Source organism: Microbispora sp. ATCC PTA-5024 (assembly GCF_000511135.2).
In the GTDB taxonomy this organism is placed as follows: domain Bacteria; phylum Actinomycetota; class Actinomycetes; order Streptosporangiales; family Streptosporangiaceae; genus Microbispora; species Microbispora corallina.
In genome coordinates, this window is record NZ_KI866524.1 from 1,081,390 (window position 1) to 1,097,938 (window position 16,549).

The 16,549-nt window shown below is 72.8% G+C and carries 14 protein-coding genes and 1 pseudogene; 5 read left to right on the top strand and 10 right to left on the bottom strand.

Annotated elements, in window-relative coordinates:
• Nucleotides 1–15 precede the first annotated feature (15 nt).
• A complete protein-coding gene (locus MPTA5024_RS25580) occupies nt 16–990 on the bottom strand; it encodes a magnesium transporter CorA family protein (protein WP_157099710.1) in 975 nt (324 codons plus the stop codon).
• A gap of 60 nt (nt 991–1,050) precedes the next feature.
• On the opposite strand from MPTA5024_RS25580, the gene MPTA5024_RS25585 reads away from it, so the two are divergent.
• Complete coding sequence (locus MPTA5024_RS25585) at nt 1,051–2,655, top strand: DUF2207 domain-containing protein (RefSeq protein WP_051458624.1); 1,605 nt, start codon at nt 1,051–1,053, stop codon at nt 2,653–2,655.
• Nucleotides 2,656–2,684: 29 nt separating this feature from the next.
• Here the strand turns inward: MPTA5024_RS25585 and MPTA5024_RS25590 are convergent, their stop codons facing one another.
• Complete coding sequence (locus tag MPTA5024_RS25590) at nt 2,685–3,626, bottom strand: asparaginase (RefSeq protein ID WP_036328728.1); 942 nt, start codon at nt 3,624–3,626, stop codon at nt 2,685–2,687.
• A 45-nt stretch (nt 3,627–3,671) separates the two neighbouring features.
• Between MPTA5024_RS25590 and dtd the strand changes: the two genes are divergently transcribed.
• Complete coding sequence (dtd, locus tag MPTA5024_RS25595; protein WP_036328730.1) at nt 3,672–4,097, top strand: D-aminoacyl-tRNA deacylase; 426 nt, start codon at nt 3,672–3,674, stop codon at nt 4,095–4,097.
• Nucleotides 4,098–4,148: 51 nt separating this feature from the next.
• Here the strand turns inward: dtd and ygfZ are convergent, their stop codons facing one another.
• The 3 genes from ygfZ to MPTA5024_RS25610 all read right to left on the bottom strand — a co-directional run bounded on the left by ygfZ (nt 4,149) and on the right by MPTA5024_RS25610 (nt 6,971).
• Nucleotides 4,149–5,219 (bottom strand): CAF17-like 4Fe-4S cluster assembly/insertion protein YgfZ, encoded by a 1,071-nt coding sequence (ygfZ, locus tag MPTA5024_RS25600; protein WP_036328732.1) that lies wholly within the window; start codon nt 5,217–5,219, stop codon nt 4,149–4,151.
• Nucleotides 5,220–5,699: 480 nt separating this feature from the next.
• Nucleotides 5,700–6,110 carry a Fur family transcriptional regulator gene (locus MPTA5024_RS25605; RefSeq protein ID WP_036328735.1) on the bottom strand — a complete coding sequence of 137 codons (411 nt, stop codon included), beginning with the start codon at nt 6,108–6,110 and terminating at the stop codon, nt 5,700–5,702.
• A gap of 366 nt (nt 6,111–6,476) precedes the next feature.
• The gene (locus tag MPTA5024_RS25610) at nt 6,477–6,971 is read right to left on the bottom strand and encodes an FABP family protein (RefSeq protein ID WP_036328738.1); all 495 of its coding nucleotides are present in this window, start codon (nt 6,969–6,971) and stop codon (nt 6,477–6,479) included.
• A gap of 137 nt (nt 6,972–7,108) precedes the next feature.
• Here MPTA5024_RS25610 and MPTA5024_RS25615 point away from each other — a divergent pair, with 137 nt between their 5' ends.
• The gene (locus tag MPTA5024_RS25615) at nt 7,109–7,471 is read left to right on the top strand and encodes a DsrE family protein (protein WP_036328741.1); all 363 of its coding nucleotides are present in this window, start codon (nt 7,109–7,111) and stop codon (nt 7,469–7,471) included.
• Nucleotides 7,472–7,518: 47 nt separating this feature from the next.
• Here the strand turns inward: MPTA5024_RS25615 and MPTA5024_RS25620 are convergent, their stop codons facing one another.
• From MPTA5024_RS25620 to MPTA5024_RS25635, 4 genes are all read right to left on the bottom strand, one after another.
• Entirely contained in the window at nt 7,519–8,226 is a 708-nt protein-coding gene (locus MPTA5024_RS25620; RefSeq protein ID WP_036328744.1) for a type 1 glutamine amidotransferase, read from the bottom strand.
• Entirely contained in the window at nt 8,216–9,490 is a 1,275-nt protein-coding gene (locus MPTA5024_RS25625) for a DUF1727 domain-containing protein (protein ID WP_036328747.1), read from the bottom strand. Before MPTA5024_RS25625 ends, MPTA5024_RS25620 begins: the two co-directional genes overlap by 11 nt.
• A gap of 61 nt (nt 9,491–9,551) precedes the next feature.
• On the bottom strand, nt 9,552–12,647 hold the full coding sequence (locus tag MPTA5024_RS25630; RefSeq protein ID WP_036328750.1) for an ATP-binding protein: 3,096 nt from the start codon (nt 12,645–12,647) through the stop codon (nt 9,552–9,554).
• A 95-nt stretch (nt 12,648–12,742) separates the two neighbouring features.
• Entirely contained in the window at nt 12,743–14,677 is a 1,935-nt protein-coding gene (locus MPTA5024_RS25635) for a hypothetical protein (protein ID WP_036328753.1), read from the bottom strand.
• A gap of 145 nt (nt 14,678–14,822) precedes the next feature.
• On the opposite strand from MPTA5024_RS25635, the gene MPTA5024_RS25640 reads away from it, so the two are divergent.
• Both MPTA5024_RS25640 and MPTA5024_RS25645 read left to right on the top strand, forming a co-directional pair.
• Nucleotides 14,823–15,479 carry a hypothetical protein gene (locus MPTA5024_RS25640; RefSeq protein ID WP_036328755.1) on the top strand — a complete coding sequence of 219 codons (657 nt, stop codon included), beginning with the start codon at nt 14,823–14,825 and terminating at the stop codon, nt 15,477–15,479.
• Nucleotides 15,479–16,150 carry a DUF4352 domain-containing protein gene (locus MPTA5024_RS25645; protein ID WP_036328757.1) on the top strand — a complete coding sequence of 224 codons (672 nt, stop codon included), beginning with the start codon at nt 15,479–15,481 and terminating at the stop codon, nt 16,148–16,150. Before MPTA5024_RS25640 ends, MPTA5024_RS25645 begins: the two co-directional genes overlap by 1 nt.
• Before the next feature lie 151 nt (nt 16,151–16,301).
• On the opposite strand, the pseudogene MPTA5024_RS42585 reads toward MPTA5024_RS25645, so the two are convergent.
• Nucleotides 16,302–16,549, bottom strand: a pseudogene (locus MPTA5024_RS42585) (hypothetical protein); the annotation flags it as partial.

The following is a 16,549-nucleotide window of genomic DNA, read 5'->3' on the forward strand; positions in this document are numbered from 1 at the left end:
CCCGTGCCGGGGGCGTCAGAGCCAGTCGCGGGCGCGGAACACGCGGTAAAGCGTGACCGAGGCGACCACGATGAGCACGCTGGAGGTCCAGAACCCCATCGAGTGGCCGAATCCGGGGAACGGGATGTTCTGCCCGTAGAAGCCGGTGATCAGGGTCGGCACGGCGATGATGGCCGCCCAGCTGGTCACCCGCTTCATGATCAGGTTCATCCGGTTGCTCTGCATGGTCAGGTGCGTCTCGCGGATGTTGCTCACGAGGTCGCGCAGCGAGTCGGTCCACTCGGTCGCCCGCAGCACCTGGTCGTACACGTCCTGGAAGTAGGGCGCCATCTCCTCGGCGTCGCCGATCTTGCCGTTCCGCCGGATGAGCGTGTTGACGGCCTCGCGCATCGGCATCACGGTCCGGCGCAGGGTGACCAGGCTCTTGCGCAGCTCGAACGTGCGCCGCTGGTCCTCACGGCTCACCGGGCGGTCCCCGAAGACGCTCTCCTCCAGGGCCTCGACCTGTTCGTCCATCGCCTCGACGGCCTCGAAGTGGCTGTCCACCACGTAGTCGAGCAGGCCGTGGACCAGGAACGCGACGCCGTGCCGGGCCAGGCCCGGCTGCTCGTCCCAGCGCTTGACGACCTCCTCGATCGAGAAGTCCTCCGAGTTGCGCACCGTGACGAGGGCGTTGCCGGTGATGAAGGCGGCCGCGTGGTCGACGTCCAGCCGTCCCGACCCGGTCTCGAAGCGGGCGGAGTAGACGCTGAGGAACATATGGCTCTCGTAGACGTCGAGCTTGGGCCGCTGCCGGCTCTGCAGCGCGTCCTCGACGGCCAGCCGGTGGAGCCCTAACTCCTCGCTGATCGAGAGCAGGTCCTCCTCGGTCGGGGAGCACATGTCGAACCACACCACGGCCGACGGCTCCTTGATGTGCTCGGACACATCGGTCACCGGGAAGCCTTCCGCCTCGAGGGTCCCGTTCCGGTACAGACGCGTGCGTCCCATGACGGGCAAGCCTATCGAGCGCGAGAACGGGACGAGGGGGGACCGATAAGGTGCTGGCTCATGGTGGATCTCGCTCGCAGGCTGGGACTGGCGGTCGTGCTGGCCGTCCTCGCGGCCTCCCCCGCGCACGCCGAGACCTCGGGGACCATTACCGCGGACGACGTGAGCATGAGCCTCCGCAAGGACGGGGTGCTGCACGTCAAGGAGGCGATCACGCTCAGCGGCGGGCCGGTCGCCCGCACGCTGCTCACCCGCACCCGGTTCGACGACGGGCACGACCGCGTCTACCGCGTCTCCAACGTCAAGGGCGCCACGCTCGACGGCGACACCCTGACGGTCAGGGGAAGCGGCACGGTCGAGTACGACGTCACCGGGGCCGTGACCCCCCTGGGCCCTGCGGAGGAGCTGCGGTGGTTCGCCGTCAGCGGCCCGGTCCGGCACGCGGTGGTGACGGTGACCGGACCCGGGGCCGTCCAGAACGTCTCGTGCTTCGCCGGGGAGCTCACCTCCGCCATGGCCTGCACGGGCGCGTCCATCGACGAGACGGGCTCGACCGCGACCTTCGAGCAGCAGGGCCTCGGCCCGGGGCAGTCGCTGACCGTCGTCGTCGGCTACCCGAAGGGCGCCACGGGCGCCACGCCCGTCCTGGAGCGCCGCTTCGAGCTGTCCACTGCGTTCACGCTCAACGCCGTGACCGGCGGCGCGCTCGCCCTCCTGCTGCTCCTGCTGCTCGGCGGGGTGGGCCTGCTGTACTGGACCCGCGGCCGGGACGCCCGGATCGTGAACGCCGAGTCGGGCGTCGTCAGCGGCCACAGCAACGGCCACTTCACCCCGCCGGACGGGGTGCGGCCCGGCCAGATCGGCACGCTGTTCGACGAGCAGGCCGACGTGATCGACGTGACCGCGACCATCGTCGACCTCGCGGTGCGCGGCTTCCTGCGGATCGACGAGCCTCCGCGGCAGGCGTACGACGTGCCCGACTGGCGACTGGTCCGCCTGTCGCGGGCCCCGCTCGGGAGCCTGCTGCCGTACGAGCGGGCCCTGTACGAGGCGATCTTCGACGGGCGCGACACCGTGCTGCTGTCGGAGCTGCACGGGTCGTTCGCGGCCCACCTCTCCCAGGTGCGCGACGCGCTCTACCGGGACGTGGTGACCCAGGGGTGGTTCGCCCGGCGGCCGGACTCGGTCCGATCCCGCTGGACGACCGTCGGCGTCCTCGTCATCGGCCTCGGCGTCCTCGCGACCGTGCTGCTCGCCTGGTTCACGACGTACGGCCTGCTCGGGCTGGCCGTGGTCATCGCGGGCGCCGCGCTGGCGTACGGCGGGCAGTTCATGCCGGCCAAGACCGTGAAGGGGGCCGAGGCGCTGGCGCACACGCTCGGCTTCCGGCAGTACCTCGCGTCGGCCGACATCGCCGACGTGCCGCCCGCCCAGCGGCTGGAGCTGTTCTCGCGCTACCTCCCGTATGCGGTGATCTTCGACACGGTGGACCGGTGGGCGCGGGTGGTCGGCTCGTTCGACGGCGACGGCCGGCAGACCGACCACCTGCCCTGGTACCAGGGTCCGGCCGAGTGGGACCTGTCGCGGTTCGCCGATTCGATGCGCACGTTCACGGTGACGGCGTCGGGCGCGATCTCGACGGCCCGCCAGTTCCGCTCGCTCTAGAACCCCGCCTCTCGGTCGCCGGGGTCTCGTCAGGCGGGGCGGACGCGGACCTCGCCGACCGGTTCGCCGCCGCCGAACAGCGGGGCGGTGGCGAGGCCGGCCAGCTCCGGAGCGTCGAAACCGGCCGCGCGCAGGGCGGCCACCGTCACCGGCGTCCGGGCGCGGTCGCCGCCGTCAACGATCTTGACGGCGCCGGCCCGGCCGTCGGAGTGCGCGAAGGCGTCGAACGCCTCGGCGCCCGCCTTCACCATCAGTCCGGGGAGCGCCCGCATCAGGATGGCCTCGGCCCGGGTCGTCCCGCTCGTCCACTCGGGGAAGGCGCGCATCGCGTCGGCGATCCGCCGTTCCGGGCTGCCGGGAGGCGCGAGCGGGAAGCGGCGGAACGCGCGCACGATCCCCGCCATCGAGACGAAGAACAGCGGCGCGCCGCAGCCGTCCACCCCGGTCGCGGCGACGCGCTCGCCGGTCAGGTCCTCGACCGTGGCCCGGATCGCCCGCTGCAACGGGTGGGCGGGGTGCAGGTAGCCCTCCACCGGCCAGCCGTTCGCCACGCAGGTGGCCAGCATGGCGGAGTGCTTGCCCGAGCAGTTCATGTAGATACGGCCGGGGGTGCCGCCCTCGCGGAGGGCCTGGAGGCGGGCGTCGCGGTCGAGCGGAAGGTCCTCGGGGCAGCGCAGCGCGCTCTCGTCGAGCCCGGCCCCGGCGAGGATCTTCCGTGCGCCGTCGACGTGGAACGGCTCGCCGCTGTGGCTGGCGCAGGCGAGGGCGAGCAGCTCGTCCTCCAGCCCGAGGCCGGCCCGGACCATGGCGAGTGCCTGGAGGGGCTTCATGGACGAACGGGGAGACGCGAGACCGGCGGTGTCCCCGTGCACCATGACCGGGGCGCCGTCCGTGCCGACCACGTGCACGCGGGCTCGATGAACGGACTCGACGAATCCGGAACGGACCACTTCGACGATCATTTCCGACATAACGGGCAGTCTACGAAGGCCGCGGACGTGGCAGAATTCGGGGCCATGCGAGCGGTGGTACAGCGGGTCAGCTCCGCGTCGGTTGTGGTCGAGGGTCAGGTCGTGGGCGCGATCGACGAGCCGGGCCTGCTCGTGCTCGTCGGGGTGACGCACACCGACGGACAGCCGGAGGCGGCCCGCCTCGCGGCCAAGCTCTGGGGCCTGCGCATCCTCCACGGCGAGAAGTCGTGCTCCGACGTGGACGCCCCGCTGCTCGTGATCAGCCAGTTCACCCTGTACGGCGACGCCCGCCGGGGCCGCAGGCCCACGTGGCAGGCGGCGGCGCCCGGCCCGGTGGCCGAGCCGCTCGTCGAGGCCGTGGTGGCCGAGCTGCGGGCGCTCGGGGCCCGGGTGGAGACCGGCGTCTTCGGCGCCGACATGAAGGTCTCCCTCACCAACGACGGCCCGATCACCCTCGTCCTCGACGTGTGACCCCCTGAGCCACCGCCCGGCCCCGTGTGGCGGGGCCGGGCAGGCGGGGCGTCAGCGGACGCGGCGGCGGAGGGCGGGGTCGATCTTCACGTTGCGTCCGGCGTCCGGCGGCACGATGACCTCCTGGCTCGCGGCGACGCCGCCCGCAAGGAGGTCGATGTCGACCGGGACCGTGCGCTTGACGACGGCCAGCGCGATCGGGCCCAGCTCGTAGTGGCGGGCCGACGAGCCGACGAAGCCGATCTGGCCCGGCTCGGCCGCGCCCTCCACGGCCGCCTCCGGCTCGGCCTCGACCGGGGTGCCGACCCCGAGGGTCACCGGCGCGCCGTGCGGGGGCAGCACGTCGACGCTCCCGTCGAGGTGCAGGAAGACCAGGCGCCGGGGCGGGTGGCCGAGGTTGTGCACCCGGGCGACGGTCTCCTGCCCCCGGTAGCAGCCCTTGCTGAGGTGGACGGCCTCCCCGATCCACCCGACCTCGTGGGGGATCGTCTTGTGGTCGGTCTCGAACCCCAGCCGCGGCAGATGGGCCGCGATCCGCAGCGCCTCATAGGCCCACAGACCGGCCGGGCGCAGGCCCAGCTCGGCGGGCAGGCCCGCCAGCCGTTCGCGCGGCACGAGCAGGTCGCCGCCCACGGCGATCGTGCCGTCGGGGGGCGAGAGCCGTACGGAAGGGCCGTCGGGCGACGAGCCGGGTGCGGCGACGGAGACGACGGCGTACGCGGAGGTGACGTCGGCCACCTCGACGCGCAGCATGAAGCGCATCTTCTCCAGGAACGCGACCAGCTCCGCGGCGGTGCCGGGCTCCACATGCGCCCACACCGCCTCGCCGTCGTCCATGAGCGTGAGGTGGTGCTCCACCCGGCCCTGGAGGTCGAGCAGCAGCGTCTGCGCCGGCGTGCCCGGGGCGAGCGTGTCGAGCTTCTGCGAGCTGAGGTCGTTGAGCCATTTCAGCCGGTCGGCGCCGGCGACGCGCACGACCTCGCGATTGCTCCGGTCGACCAGCGCCTGCCCGCTCACCAGCGCGCGCTGCTCGGCGTAGGGATCGCCGTAGTGGGCCGCGACCGTCTCGTCCGGCGCCTCGCCGGCGACCGCGCCCGGGGTGTCAAGCAAAGGGCTCCGCATGCCCTCAAGGCTATTCGGTCCCCCACGGCTTCCGCCGTCGCGCCCACCGGCCTGTGGACAACCCTGGAATCGGTGCACGGCGACGAGGGCGACGTCGTCCTCCCGCGCCCCGAACCTGGCGGTGAGCCGGTCGCAGAAGACCTCCAGGTCGTCCCGAGGTCCTCGCCACAGGCCGGGGAGCGACCCCGGGGTCCCAGCGGTCGCTGATGCCGTCGGAGTGCAGGACCACCGTCGCGTGCGGCGGGAGCGCGTACTCGTACCGCTGCGTCCGCCTGCCAAGGTCGAACGCGTCCGCGGGGAGGGTCACATGCACTCCCGCTTATGGGATGGACGACCTTTCCGCCACGCAACAGGGCGACCGGCGAGGCCGGACATACCGCGCGGGAGCGCCGACGGCCCCACCGTCTGCGCGTCCGTCCGCGCCGGTTCTCGCCGGCGCGGGTGTCGTACGCGCGGCCCGAGCGGGCGGGGCCGACCGGGTCAGCGACAGTCGCGGCAGACCCCGAAGACCGTGAGGTGGCGGACGTCGGTGGCGAACCCGAGCTCGGTGTCGAGGGTCGAGACCAGCCCCTGAACCAGCTCCGGCGACACCTCGGTCACCCCTCCGCAGCCGCGGCAGACGAGGTGCACGTGGTCGGCCCGGGAGGCGAGGTGGTAGGTCGGCGCGCCGTGGCCGAGATGGGTGTGCGTGACCAGGCCGAGCTCCTCCAGGAGCTCCAGCGTCCGGTAGACCGTCGAGATGTTGACGCCGCGGGCCGTCTCCTGGACCCGGCAGCAGATGTCCTCCGGCGTCGCGTGCCCGAGCTCGGTGACCGCCTCCAGCACGAGCTGGCGCTGGGGCGTGATCCGGTAGCCGCGGGACCGCAGCTCCTCGTGCCATGTCTCGGCCATGAGCAAGAGTTTATGAGCCGGACGGCCCGGCGTGCCCGGGCCGCCGGGACCCGGCCGTATTCCCGCGTACGCCCCCGGCAAAAACGTTTGCCCCCGCGGCGATCGCTCGCATAGCGTGGAGCCACGCAGAAGGGAGGTGGTCCAAACAATGGTTAGTCATTATTGGGCTAGCGAGGTGGCTGTCCGCTAGGACTCGTCCATCTGGACCTTCCGTCTGGATGTCGAACGACGTCCCGGCGAATCCTCGACAGACACCGGAACCCCGGGCGGCCGGCGGGCGGAGGCGTATCGTTTCCCCCATGGTCCAGCCGGCCCGTCTCACCTGAGGCGGAGCACGCCCGGGGTTTTTTCATGCCCGTTCGCCGATCACTCGGGGACGAACTCGCCGGCCTTCTTCAGCTCCGCCGAGGCGTGCGACTGGAGCGGCTGGCCCACGGCGGCCATGTCGTAGGCGTACATCAGGTTGCCGTTGACCAGGCCGTACAGGCGGTGGCCCGCGTTGTACTCCTTGGCCGAGGACGTGCGGGCGACCACGTCGGTGTGCAGCTCGATCTTGTGGAAGACGACCTCGCCGACGTAGATCTCCACGATGCCCGTGGGATGCGCCAGGACCACCTCGAGGCGCCGCTCCGGCTGGATCCGCCAGTAGCCCGACTCCGTGGCCAGCGGCCGCACCTTGGTCCCCTCGGCGTCGAGCAGCCAGGTGCGGCTCTGGTAGGTGAGGAACGGCTTGCCGTTGTGCCCGAACACCACCTCCTGGCCGAAGTTCGCGCTCTCCATGGTGGGATAGCCGATCACGCCGGCCCCCTCCCAGCGGCCCAGGAGGAAGGCGATCGGCTCGAGGTCGGGATGTACGTCCATGACGACGAGCTTAGAGGCCGCCCGGCCCCGGTTCTTCCCGCCTCCGTCGAGGCGTCCCGAGGGTGAATGGCCCGTCTTATCCCACTTGTACGGCATGCGACGCCACGGGCGGATCAGCGGCGCACTAGGCTGCCACCATGGCACGATCACTTGTGATCAAGGTGACGGCCGGCGCCGACGCGCCGGAGCGGTGCAACCAGGCGTTCACCGTCGCGGCGGCCGCGCTGGCCAGCGGAGTACCGGTCTCGCTGTGGCTGACGGGCGAGTCCGCGTGGTTCTCGCTGCCCGGCCGCGCCAGGGAGTTCGCGCTGGCCGAGGCACCTCCGCTGGAGGACCTCCTCCAGGCCGTGCTCGCCGGCGGCCGGGTGACGCTCTGCACGCAGTGCGCGGCCCGTCGGGGGATCACCGTCGACGACGTGATCGACGGCGTCCGCATCGCCGGCGCCTCGACGTTCGTCGAGGAGATCCTCGGCGACGACGTCCAGGCGCTCGTCTACTGACCGCCGCGCCCTCGGCTCATGGCCGGGGGCGGGGCGGGGCGGCCGGGTCAGCGGGGCAGGACGGCGGCCAGGCGTTCGTCGCGGAGCCGCTGGTACCAGCTGTCGTCGATCTGCGGCAGCGGCCCGACGACCCAGCTCAGCAGCAGGTCGGCGAGCGCGGGGTTGCGGGCGAGCGCCGGCCCATGCAGGTAGGTGCCGATGACCCGCCCGGCGTAGCAGCCCTCCGTGCCGTCGCCGTTGCCGGTCCCGACGAGCGTGCGCGACAGCGGCCGGACGCCCGGGCCGAGCCGCGTCACGCCCATGTGGTTCTCGAAGCCCGTCAGCATCGGCAGGCCGAGCGCGGGGTCGACCTCGGCGGCCAGCTCGCCCACCGAGCGCCGCTCGCCGCGGCCCGAGCTGATGTCGAGCAGCTCGATGCCGGGCACCGGCTGGCCCTCCTCGCCGCCGAACACCGAGCCCATGATCTGGTAGCCGGCGCAGACCGCCAGCAGCGCCGCGCCGCGGTCGATGGCCTGGTGCAGCCCGCCGTCCTTGCGCAGCCGCTCGGCGCCGAGGATCTGCGGGCGGTCCTCGCCGCCGCCGATCAGGTAGACGTGCCCGTCCCGCGGCACGGGGTCGGAGGAGCGCACGTGGACGGTCCGGGTGGCGATGCCCCGGGCCCGGGCCCGCTGTTCGAGCACCAGGGCGTTGCCCTGGTCGCCGTACGTGCTCAGCAGGTCCGGGTAGATCCAGACGATGGCCAGCTCAGACTGCACGGTTGAACTCCGCTCGGATCTGCTGGAACGCGGTGTAGTTGGCGATGACGTCGATCCGGCCGGGCGGCAGCGCCGTCACGGCCTGGTCGAACGACTCGCAGAGCTGGAACGGCACGTCGGCCACGGCCAGCCGCAAGGCCAGGTCGAGGCGGCGCTCGCCGGTCACGTAGACCGGGCGGCCGCGCAGGATGCGGTAGTCGACGTCCCACAGCCAGGAGGTGTCGCGGCCGTCCGGTCCCTGGGCGTTCACCGACAGGATGATCGGCAGCGTGGGGTCGGCGACGTCGAAGGCCTCCAGCCAGCCCGCCGGGTTCTTCGACAGGAGCAGCCGCAGCGAGCGGCCGTCGCGCTCCACAGTGGTGTACCGACCGGCCACCGAGGTGACGGTGCGCAGCCGGCTCAGGGACCTGCCCGGATCGACGCCGATCGCCTCGGCCGTGGCCATCGCCATGGCCGCGTTTGCCCGGTTGGCCTGGCCGGGAAGCTGGAGGTCGAGCCGCCAGCGCGTGCCGCGCGGGTCGATCACGTCCTCGCCGTCGAGCACCCAGTTGGGCTCGGGACGGTGGAACGTGCACTCGCGGCAGGCCCAGCTGGAGTCGGCCGACGGGGGCGCCCCAGTGCCCTGCCCCAGGCTCGCGGACCCGGCGCGGTCGAGCGGGCCGCCGCACTCGGGGCAGCACCAGGAGTCCTCGCGCCAGCGCTGCCCGGCGGCGACCCAGGTGACCCGGGCGGCCGTCGACGCGCCCCACGTCACGAGCGGGTCGTCGCAGTTGGCGATGACATGGGCGGGCTTGCCGTCGAGCGCCCGCCGCCACTTCTGCGCGAGCAGCCAGATCTCGGCCGCCCGGTCCATCTGGTCGCGGCTCAGGTTCATCAGGCAGACGAGGCCGGCGTTGGTCGTGTCGAGGACCTCGGGCAGGTACTTCTCGTCGACCTCCAGCACCCCGAACGGCGCGTCCTTGGCCGAGGACAGCGCCGAGACGTGGCCGGCGGGCATGTTCGCGCCGAAGGCGTTGGTCGCCACGCCGCCGAGCTCCTGGAGAGCCGAGGCGATCAGGCGGGTCGTCGTGGTCTTGCCGTTCGTGGCGCTGACCAGGACGAGCGTGCGGTCGGCCGCGAGCTTGCGCAGCAGGTCGGGCTCCAGCATCAGCCCGACCCTGCCGCCGATGACCGAACCGTCGCCGCGCCCGGTGGCCCTGGACAGCGTCGCGGCCGTGCGGCCCAGGGCACTGGCGAGCTGGGCCCGCAACGGAAGCTGACTCATGCCCGCGATCCTAGGTCATGTCCCCCGGATCTCCCGACTTCCATGGTCGCCGGGCGGCGGCTCAGCCGCCCAGCGACTCGGGGAACGACAGCTCGGCCGGGGTGTCGCCGTCGAACGGCAGCACGAACCGCCGGGGCCACGAGAGCACGGTCTCCAGCCAGCCCGCGCCCATCGTCTGGGCCACGTACTTGACCCGCTCGCGCGGCTCCACGCCGATCGCCACGGTCGTGACGTCGCGCTGGATGCCCTCGTGCTCGTCGTCGCCGAGGATGACCCGCCAGGCCAGCGCCCGGTTCCGGTCGACCTCCATCGACAGCGGGTGGTGGCGAAGGGCCTTGGCGCGGTGGCCGAGGAGCTCGGTGCGCACGCCGACCGCCACACCCCCGTCGCCCCCGGACGCGGGAGACGACCCGTTCAGCCCCTGGTGCGGGTACGGCCGGCCCGCGGGATCGGTGCCGAACAGCGGATACTCCATCGCCGGAGCGGGGCTGCGCAGGTTGGGCGCCGGGTGGCCGTACGGGAACAGCCGGTCAACCTCGTGCAGCCACCGGACCTGCGGGATGACCCACGCCGGGCCGGGGCGCTCCCCCGCCCGCATGGGCGGCTCGCCGTCGCCCGGGCCGAGCAGCCCCGCCGCGACCTCGGCGGCCTTCTCCGTCAGCAGCGCCGGGTCGAACCACGTCCGCAGCGACCAGGCGCGGCGGGAGACGGCCCGCTCGGCGAGCGTGGCCAGCAGGCACTCGCGGCGCTTGACGGGCAGCTCGCCCCAGATGTCGGCCAGCACGCGGGGCACGCCGGGCAGCGCCCGGTTGGTCACGAACGACAGCACGACCGTGTCGGTCCAGATCCGCAGCCACGCCCACTCGGGGGCGACGGCCAGCAGGTCGGCCTCGCGCAGCTCCACCAGCGTGCACGCCTTGCCCGTGCGGCACTCGCGCCCGCAGGCGGCCGAGCGGCGCCCGCAGATCGGGGGCACGGGGCTCAGCATGGGCCGCTCCCGGTCCTCCCCCAGCGGCACCTGGACGCGCAGCGGCCGGTCCATGCCGTCGGCGAAGACCGCCGCGAAGCCGGGCTGCAGGGACACGACCTGCCGCGACTGGTCCTCGCTGAGGTTCATCGCGGCGCCCACGAGGCCCCGGTCGTCCTCGGCCGGCAGGCGATGGACCACCTTCAGCGCCGTGTTCTTCACCACGTCGGAGACGAGCTTGGTGGGGATCTGCTCGGCCACGACGATCCCCTCGCCGTACGCCCTGATCTCGGCGAGCATGCCGGCGAGCAGCTCGACGGCGTGGGTGGAGGCCCGCTGCGAGCCGCGGTCGCGCAGCAGCCGGTGGGCCTCCTCGATCACGATGACGTGGCGGAGCCCGCCGGCCCCGTCCTCCACGCGCGGCTCCTGGCGGGCGCGCATGCGCAGGTGCTCGACGATGCGGATGATCAACGTGCCCATGAGGAACGCCTTGTCCTCGTCGTTGGCCACGTCCTCGATCGCGAGCACGACGTTGCGCTGCAGCAGCCCGCCGATGTCGGCGGGGTGGCCGCCCTCGAAGAACCGGCCGGCGCTGCCGACCCGCAGGCTGCGCAGGCGCAGGCTGATGAAGCCCTCGACGTCGGCCTGGACCTCGTTGCCGTACCCGATCTCCTGGATGACCTCCAGGGCGTGCTGCTGGAGCTGCTCCAGGGTCGGCACGGCAGGCTGGACGGCGGCCCCCGGGATGCCGCCGCCGGTGACCACGTCCCAGCCGTTGGCCTCGTACACCCGCTGGAGGGCGAGCGACATGATCTGCGGGAACGGCTCCTCCGCGTCGAAGGCCGCCATGAACAGCGCGCGGACCATGTCGATGTGCGCCTGCACCGGATAGCCGGGCTCGGGCGCGAGCGGGTTCACGCTGATCGGCACGTTGTCGGGCGCGGACGGGTTGATCACGGTCAGCGGGGCGAGATGCTCGACCCGGCCGGCCATGGCGGCGTACTCCGACTTGGCCGGCTCGATCGCCAGCCAGGGGATCCCGGCCTTGGTGAGCTGCTCCAGCAGGTGCCGTACGGTCTGCGACTTGCCCGAGCCGGTGGCGCCGGTGACGAAGGCGTGCCGGTTCAGCGTCGCGAGCGGCACCCGGAACGTTCCCACCGCCCGGTCCTGCCCGTCGACGATGTGCCCGAGGTCGATCAGCTCGGCCGCGGCGTCGGTCTCGGCCTCGCTCGTCACGTCGAAGAAGCCGGCGTCGAGCACCCGCACCCCGGGCACCTCCCGGCGGGGCAGCCCGGCCAGCGCGGCGAGCGCCCCCGCCGTGGCCGCGAACGGCGCCGCCGCCCCGTCGGCCGAGTCCTGGAGGTTGACCGCGAGCGCCTCGTCGAAGCCGTAGACCGACTCGCCGCTGTCCGGGCCGGACAGGACGGGCAGCGACATCGCGCTGCGCAGCCGGTACGGGTGGTGGCTCATCTCGACCGAGCCGACCAGCACGGGCGCGATCTGCCGCAGCTCGTCGGGGCCCGCGGCGCCCGCGAGCACCCGGACGTTCCACAGCCCGGCCTCGCGGAACGCGTCGAGCTCCTGCATCCGCCGCTCGGCCCGCTCGGCGTCGAACCGCGACCGCTCGGAGGCGTCGCCGTACTGCCGCAGCACGTTGAGCTGGGTGCGCAGGTGGGCCACCTCGGCGTCGAGCAGGTCGGTCGGCTCGGCCACCACGACCCAGCCGAACGGCCGGGACATGAGCGTGACCAGCGTCGACTCGAACAACGTCGGGCGCTTCGGCTCGTCGGGCTCGGGCTCCCGCCTGCCGTACAGCGGCGGGGCCTGGCGGCCGGGGCACGGCGTCCAGACGAGGTCGGCGAGGTCGGCGAGCCACTCGTCGCCGATCTCCACGCCGCGCGCGCCGCCGGGGAACAGCAGCGGCTGGGGCCCGGTGACCGGCGTCTCCGCGGCCGCCGCCGCGCGCCGCGGCGGACGGAGCGGCGTGAGCGGCCCGGCGTTGGTGATCAGCTCGAGGGGCGCCCCCGAGCCGCGCGACAGCCACCCGATGACGAACGGCCGGTTGCGCTGCGCCGCGGACAGGACCGCGGGAAGAACCGTGACGAAGTCCCACTCCGCAGACGAACTACGCGATGGGGCCGTGATCGCCTGGATCCGGTACCACGGCCCGCTCAGGGGGAACGGATGCATGAGACCCCTCAGTTGACGTCGAACAGGGAGAGAATCCTTCACCGATCAGCCGCGCACATCCCTGTTGACGATGCCCTTACCGCGCGCGGACGGTGTCATGGCCGCTTGCGCCAGTCGAGCCGGGGAGGCGGCGGCCCCAGGTTGGGGGGCGGCCCCGGCTCTGAGGGCCCGTCCTCCTCCTGGCGGGGCGGGTCCGGTTCGTTGACGGCGAGCGCGGCCCTGCGCACCTCCTCGAACTCCCCCAGCGTCGTCTTCGGGAACGTGAGGATCGCCGGGTTGGCGTCCGCGAGGCGGACCTGGCGGCCCTCGGCCGTGGCGTGCGTGACGATGACCGAGGTCGTCGGGAGCTGCTGAAGCTGGTGCGGCTCGACGAGGAACTCGCGCGAGCGCTGCAGCACGCCCTCGGCCACCGCGGGGACGCTGCGCCCCCACTCGGTCGACTCGGTGATGCCCTCCCTCAGGTCGCCCTCGCCCTTCTCCTCGTGCCCGGTCCGGCCGGCCCCGACGGTGGAGGTGTAGAAGCCGCTCGGGCCGTGCGCGGCGGAGCTGAACGTCTCGGTGAGCTGGGCCAGCTCCAGCCGGTGCTCGGTGCCCACGTGCTCGCTGGCCACCCGGGCGTCCTCGGCGTTGCCCAGCCGCATGAACGCGACGGCCGCGTGCCCCCGGCCCAGCCGCTCCCGCACCGTCGGGGTGAGGCTGCGGTAGGTCAGGACGAGCCCGGTGCGGGAGGTCTCGCAGGCGTCCATCAGCCGGTCGAGCACGTCTCCGCGCAGCTTGTCGGCCCCTGCGACGATGATCGTGTGGTACCAGGGCCGCTCGCTCGCGGGCGACTGCCGCAGGATGTGCGTGAGCGCCGTGGCGACGTACGTCCCGAGCACCCGGTTGCCGAAGACCCCCGCCTGGCGGTCCATGCTCACCACCCGCAGCCGCGCGGGCGGCAGCCGTACGGCCTCGGTCCCGAGCGTCTCCAGCTTGCGCAGCTGCGACTCCAGAGCCCAGGCGCGTTCGATGACGACGCGGTCGGCCACGCCGCGGCCGAACAGCGTGCCGATCCGTTCGAGCTGGGAGGCGGTCAGCAGGCCGAACCGCATGTCGTCCCGCGGGTCGCCCACCTGCGCGAGGGCCCGGAGGGCGGCGGTGACCTGGCTGATCGTGGCGTTCTCCCCCAGGACCTCCAGGACCCGCTCCAGGATCGCGTTGTCGAACCCGATGTCCCTGCTGGTCTCCTCGCTCACGCTCACGACGTGGGCCAGCACGTCGGCGAACGCCTCGGGTTTGAGCGTCGCGCCCAGGTCGAGCCGCGGCAGGTCCACCGGGAGCACCCACACCAGCGGGTCGTCGCCGCCCCTCCTCGCGAGCTCGATGAGGTCCTTGGCGATGGCGCCCTCGGACAGGTCGAGGACGGTGAGGTGGCCGCCGCTGTACAGCCGGGTGGCGCCGATGAGCGTGATCAGGGCCGACCAGCCGGGGAGGGTCCCGCCGGCCACGTCGACCCGGTCGATCTCGTCGGGGACGGCCACGGCGTACCAGGTCAGCTGCTTGTCGAACCTGCTCTTCTTCTCCGCCCAGTCGCGGTACTTGGCGGCGTGCTCCTCCTGGGCCGTGACGATCTCCCGCTGGCGGCGCTCCTGCTCGCGCCGCGCCTTCTCCCGCCGTTCGCGGATCCGCTCGTTGACGGTCCGGTCGCCCTGCCGGATGGCGTAGCTGCAGATCACCGCCACGCCGCCGGCCGCGACCAGGCCGAGCAGCACGAACGACCAGGCCAGCAGCTGGGTGACCCCCAGGGCCAGCAGCCCGGCGGCGACGACGACCATGAAGGTGCGGAAGATCCGTACCGGCCGGTTCAGGAGGTCCTTCTGCATGCGCTCCCGCCGCGCCCACCCGTCGTCGACCGGCTGCGGCGGGGCGACGTCCTCGCGGGCGGGGCGCTTGGGCGGCGGCCCGGGGTCCGGGTACAGCAGAGCGTACTGCCAGCCCAGGTAGATCCGATCCGCCTGAAGCTGGGCATGCTCGGGGTGCGGGTCGCCCACAGGCCCTCCATGTCCGCCTCGGTCACAGCGTAGGAGCTGGAAGCCCTGTCAGGGCGTGCTTCTCGCCATTCGGACCTATTTCACCCCGAGAGGTGGGACGAATGCGGCGGATGGTTTAGATGTGGTCGTACTACCATCGCTTGCCATGACGTCATCCCCCCATGGCGCCCGCCGCCGACGCCCGGTCCTCGTCCCGGTCGCCTCCGCGCTGGCCGCTGCGGGCATCGGCGTCACCGCGCTCCTCGGCGGCCTGAAGGACGCCCCCGAGGACCCCCCGCCCAAGGTCGACCCCGGCGACGTGATCGACCAGGGCGAGTTCCGCACCCAGTTCATCAAGGCGATCGACACCACCGAGAAGGGCGACTTCGGCGACACAAAGCGCTACCTGGAACTGGTGCTCAAAGTCACCAACATGGGCGACGCCACCACCCATGTCGGAATGCTCCCGAAGCCAGGCGACGAGTTCTCGACGATCACCGGCTTCGCCGGCTCCCTGCTGCGCACCCGGCCCGAGATCAAGACGAAGTACGGCCCCGAGGCCTCGGTGCTGAGCTACGGGATCAAGAGTCAGCAACTCCAGCCCGGCATCACGACCACCGTCGTGGTGAAGTACGAGCTCGAACCCACGGCCACCGCCCCCAAGGAGATCGGCGTCGATCTCGGCGGCTACTCCTACGACCCGGTCGGCCTGCGCGACCAGACCCACTATTGGCAGCTCGTGGGCGAGGAGGACGACAAGGGCGTCTTCACCCCCACGGTGGCCGCCCAGATCACCCTCCCCGTACGACGGGAGGGCGAGTGATGACCGTGACCCACGCCGGGACCCGGACCGAGGACCGCGCCGAGCAGGCGCCCCGGGCCGGCAGGGGCGTGACCCGCCGCCTCGTCGCGGGCATGGCCGGCCTCGCGCTCGCGGCGGCCGCGGTCTACGCGCAGACCTTCACCCTGCCGTACGAGCAGCGCGGCTCCGCACTCACCTACCAGGGCCGGATCGGGGGGACCGTTGAGACCTCGCGCTTCTCGGTGAAGGTCACCTCGGTGACGTCCGCCCGCGCCGTGGACACGACGGACCTGGGCAACAAGACGGTCAAGGTGGGCACGAGCAACCTCTTCCTCCTGGTCGACGTGTCGGCCACCACGCCGAGCGAGCCGATGCAGCTGAGCGAGCTCACCCCGCCGGTGCTGCTGACCGCCGACGGCCGGCGCTACCAGCCGACGGACAAGGTGGACAAGACCCTGACGCTGTTCAACAAGTGGATCCAGCCGGGCTTCTGGTCCGCGGGCCTGCTCGTCTTCGAGGTGCCGAAGGACGCGATACCGGGGGCCCGGCTGGTGTTCGTGCCGCCCGACAGCCTCATGGTCTCGGACAGCTTCGCACCCGAGGCGCAGATCGACCTCGGCCTGTCCGGCGCCACCGCGACCCGGCTGGTGTCGCAGCCGGAGGACTTCCACTCCCTGACGGGCAAGAGCTGATGACCGAGACGCCCCTGGGCGGGACCCCGCCCCATGACAATCCCGGCCCCCGGCACCAGCCCGGCCACCCCCAGCCCGGCGGGAACGAGGCGAACGGGCCCGATCCGCGCGACTGGTTCGCGCCCCCGCCCAGCCAGCCCTCCGACATCACTTACAGCGGCCCGCTGCCACGCCCGGCGCCCCTCCCCGTCCCCATCCCCGGCAGGCTCACTCCGCCGGCCAAGGACCGGCGGGTCTGGCCGCCGCCCGAGCCCGAGCCGGAGGGCGAGGACGGCTCGACCCAGCCGTTCCCCGCCATCAGGGGCACCAGGCCGTTGCCGCCGTCGGCCATCCGGTCGGGCCCGGCGCCGTCCGAGCCGCGGCCGCCCGCCCCGCCGCCCTCCGCCGCGCCCCGGCGCC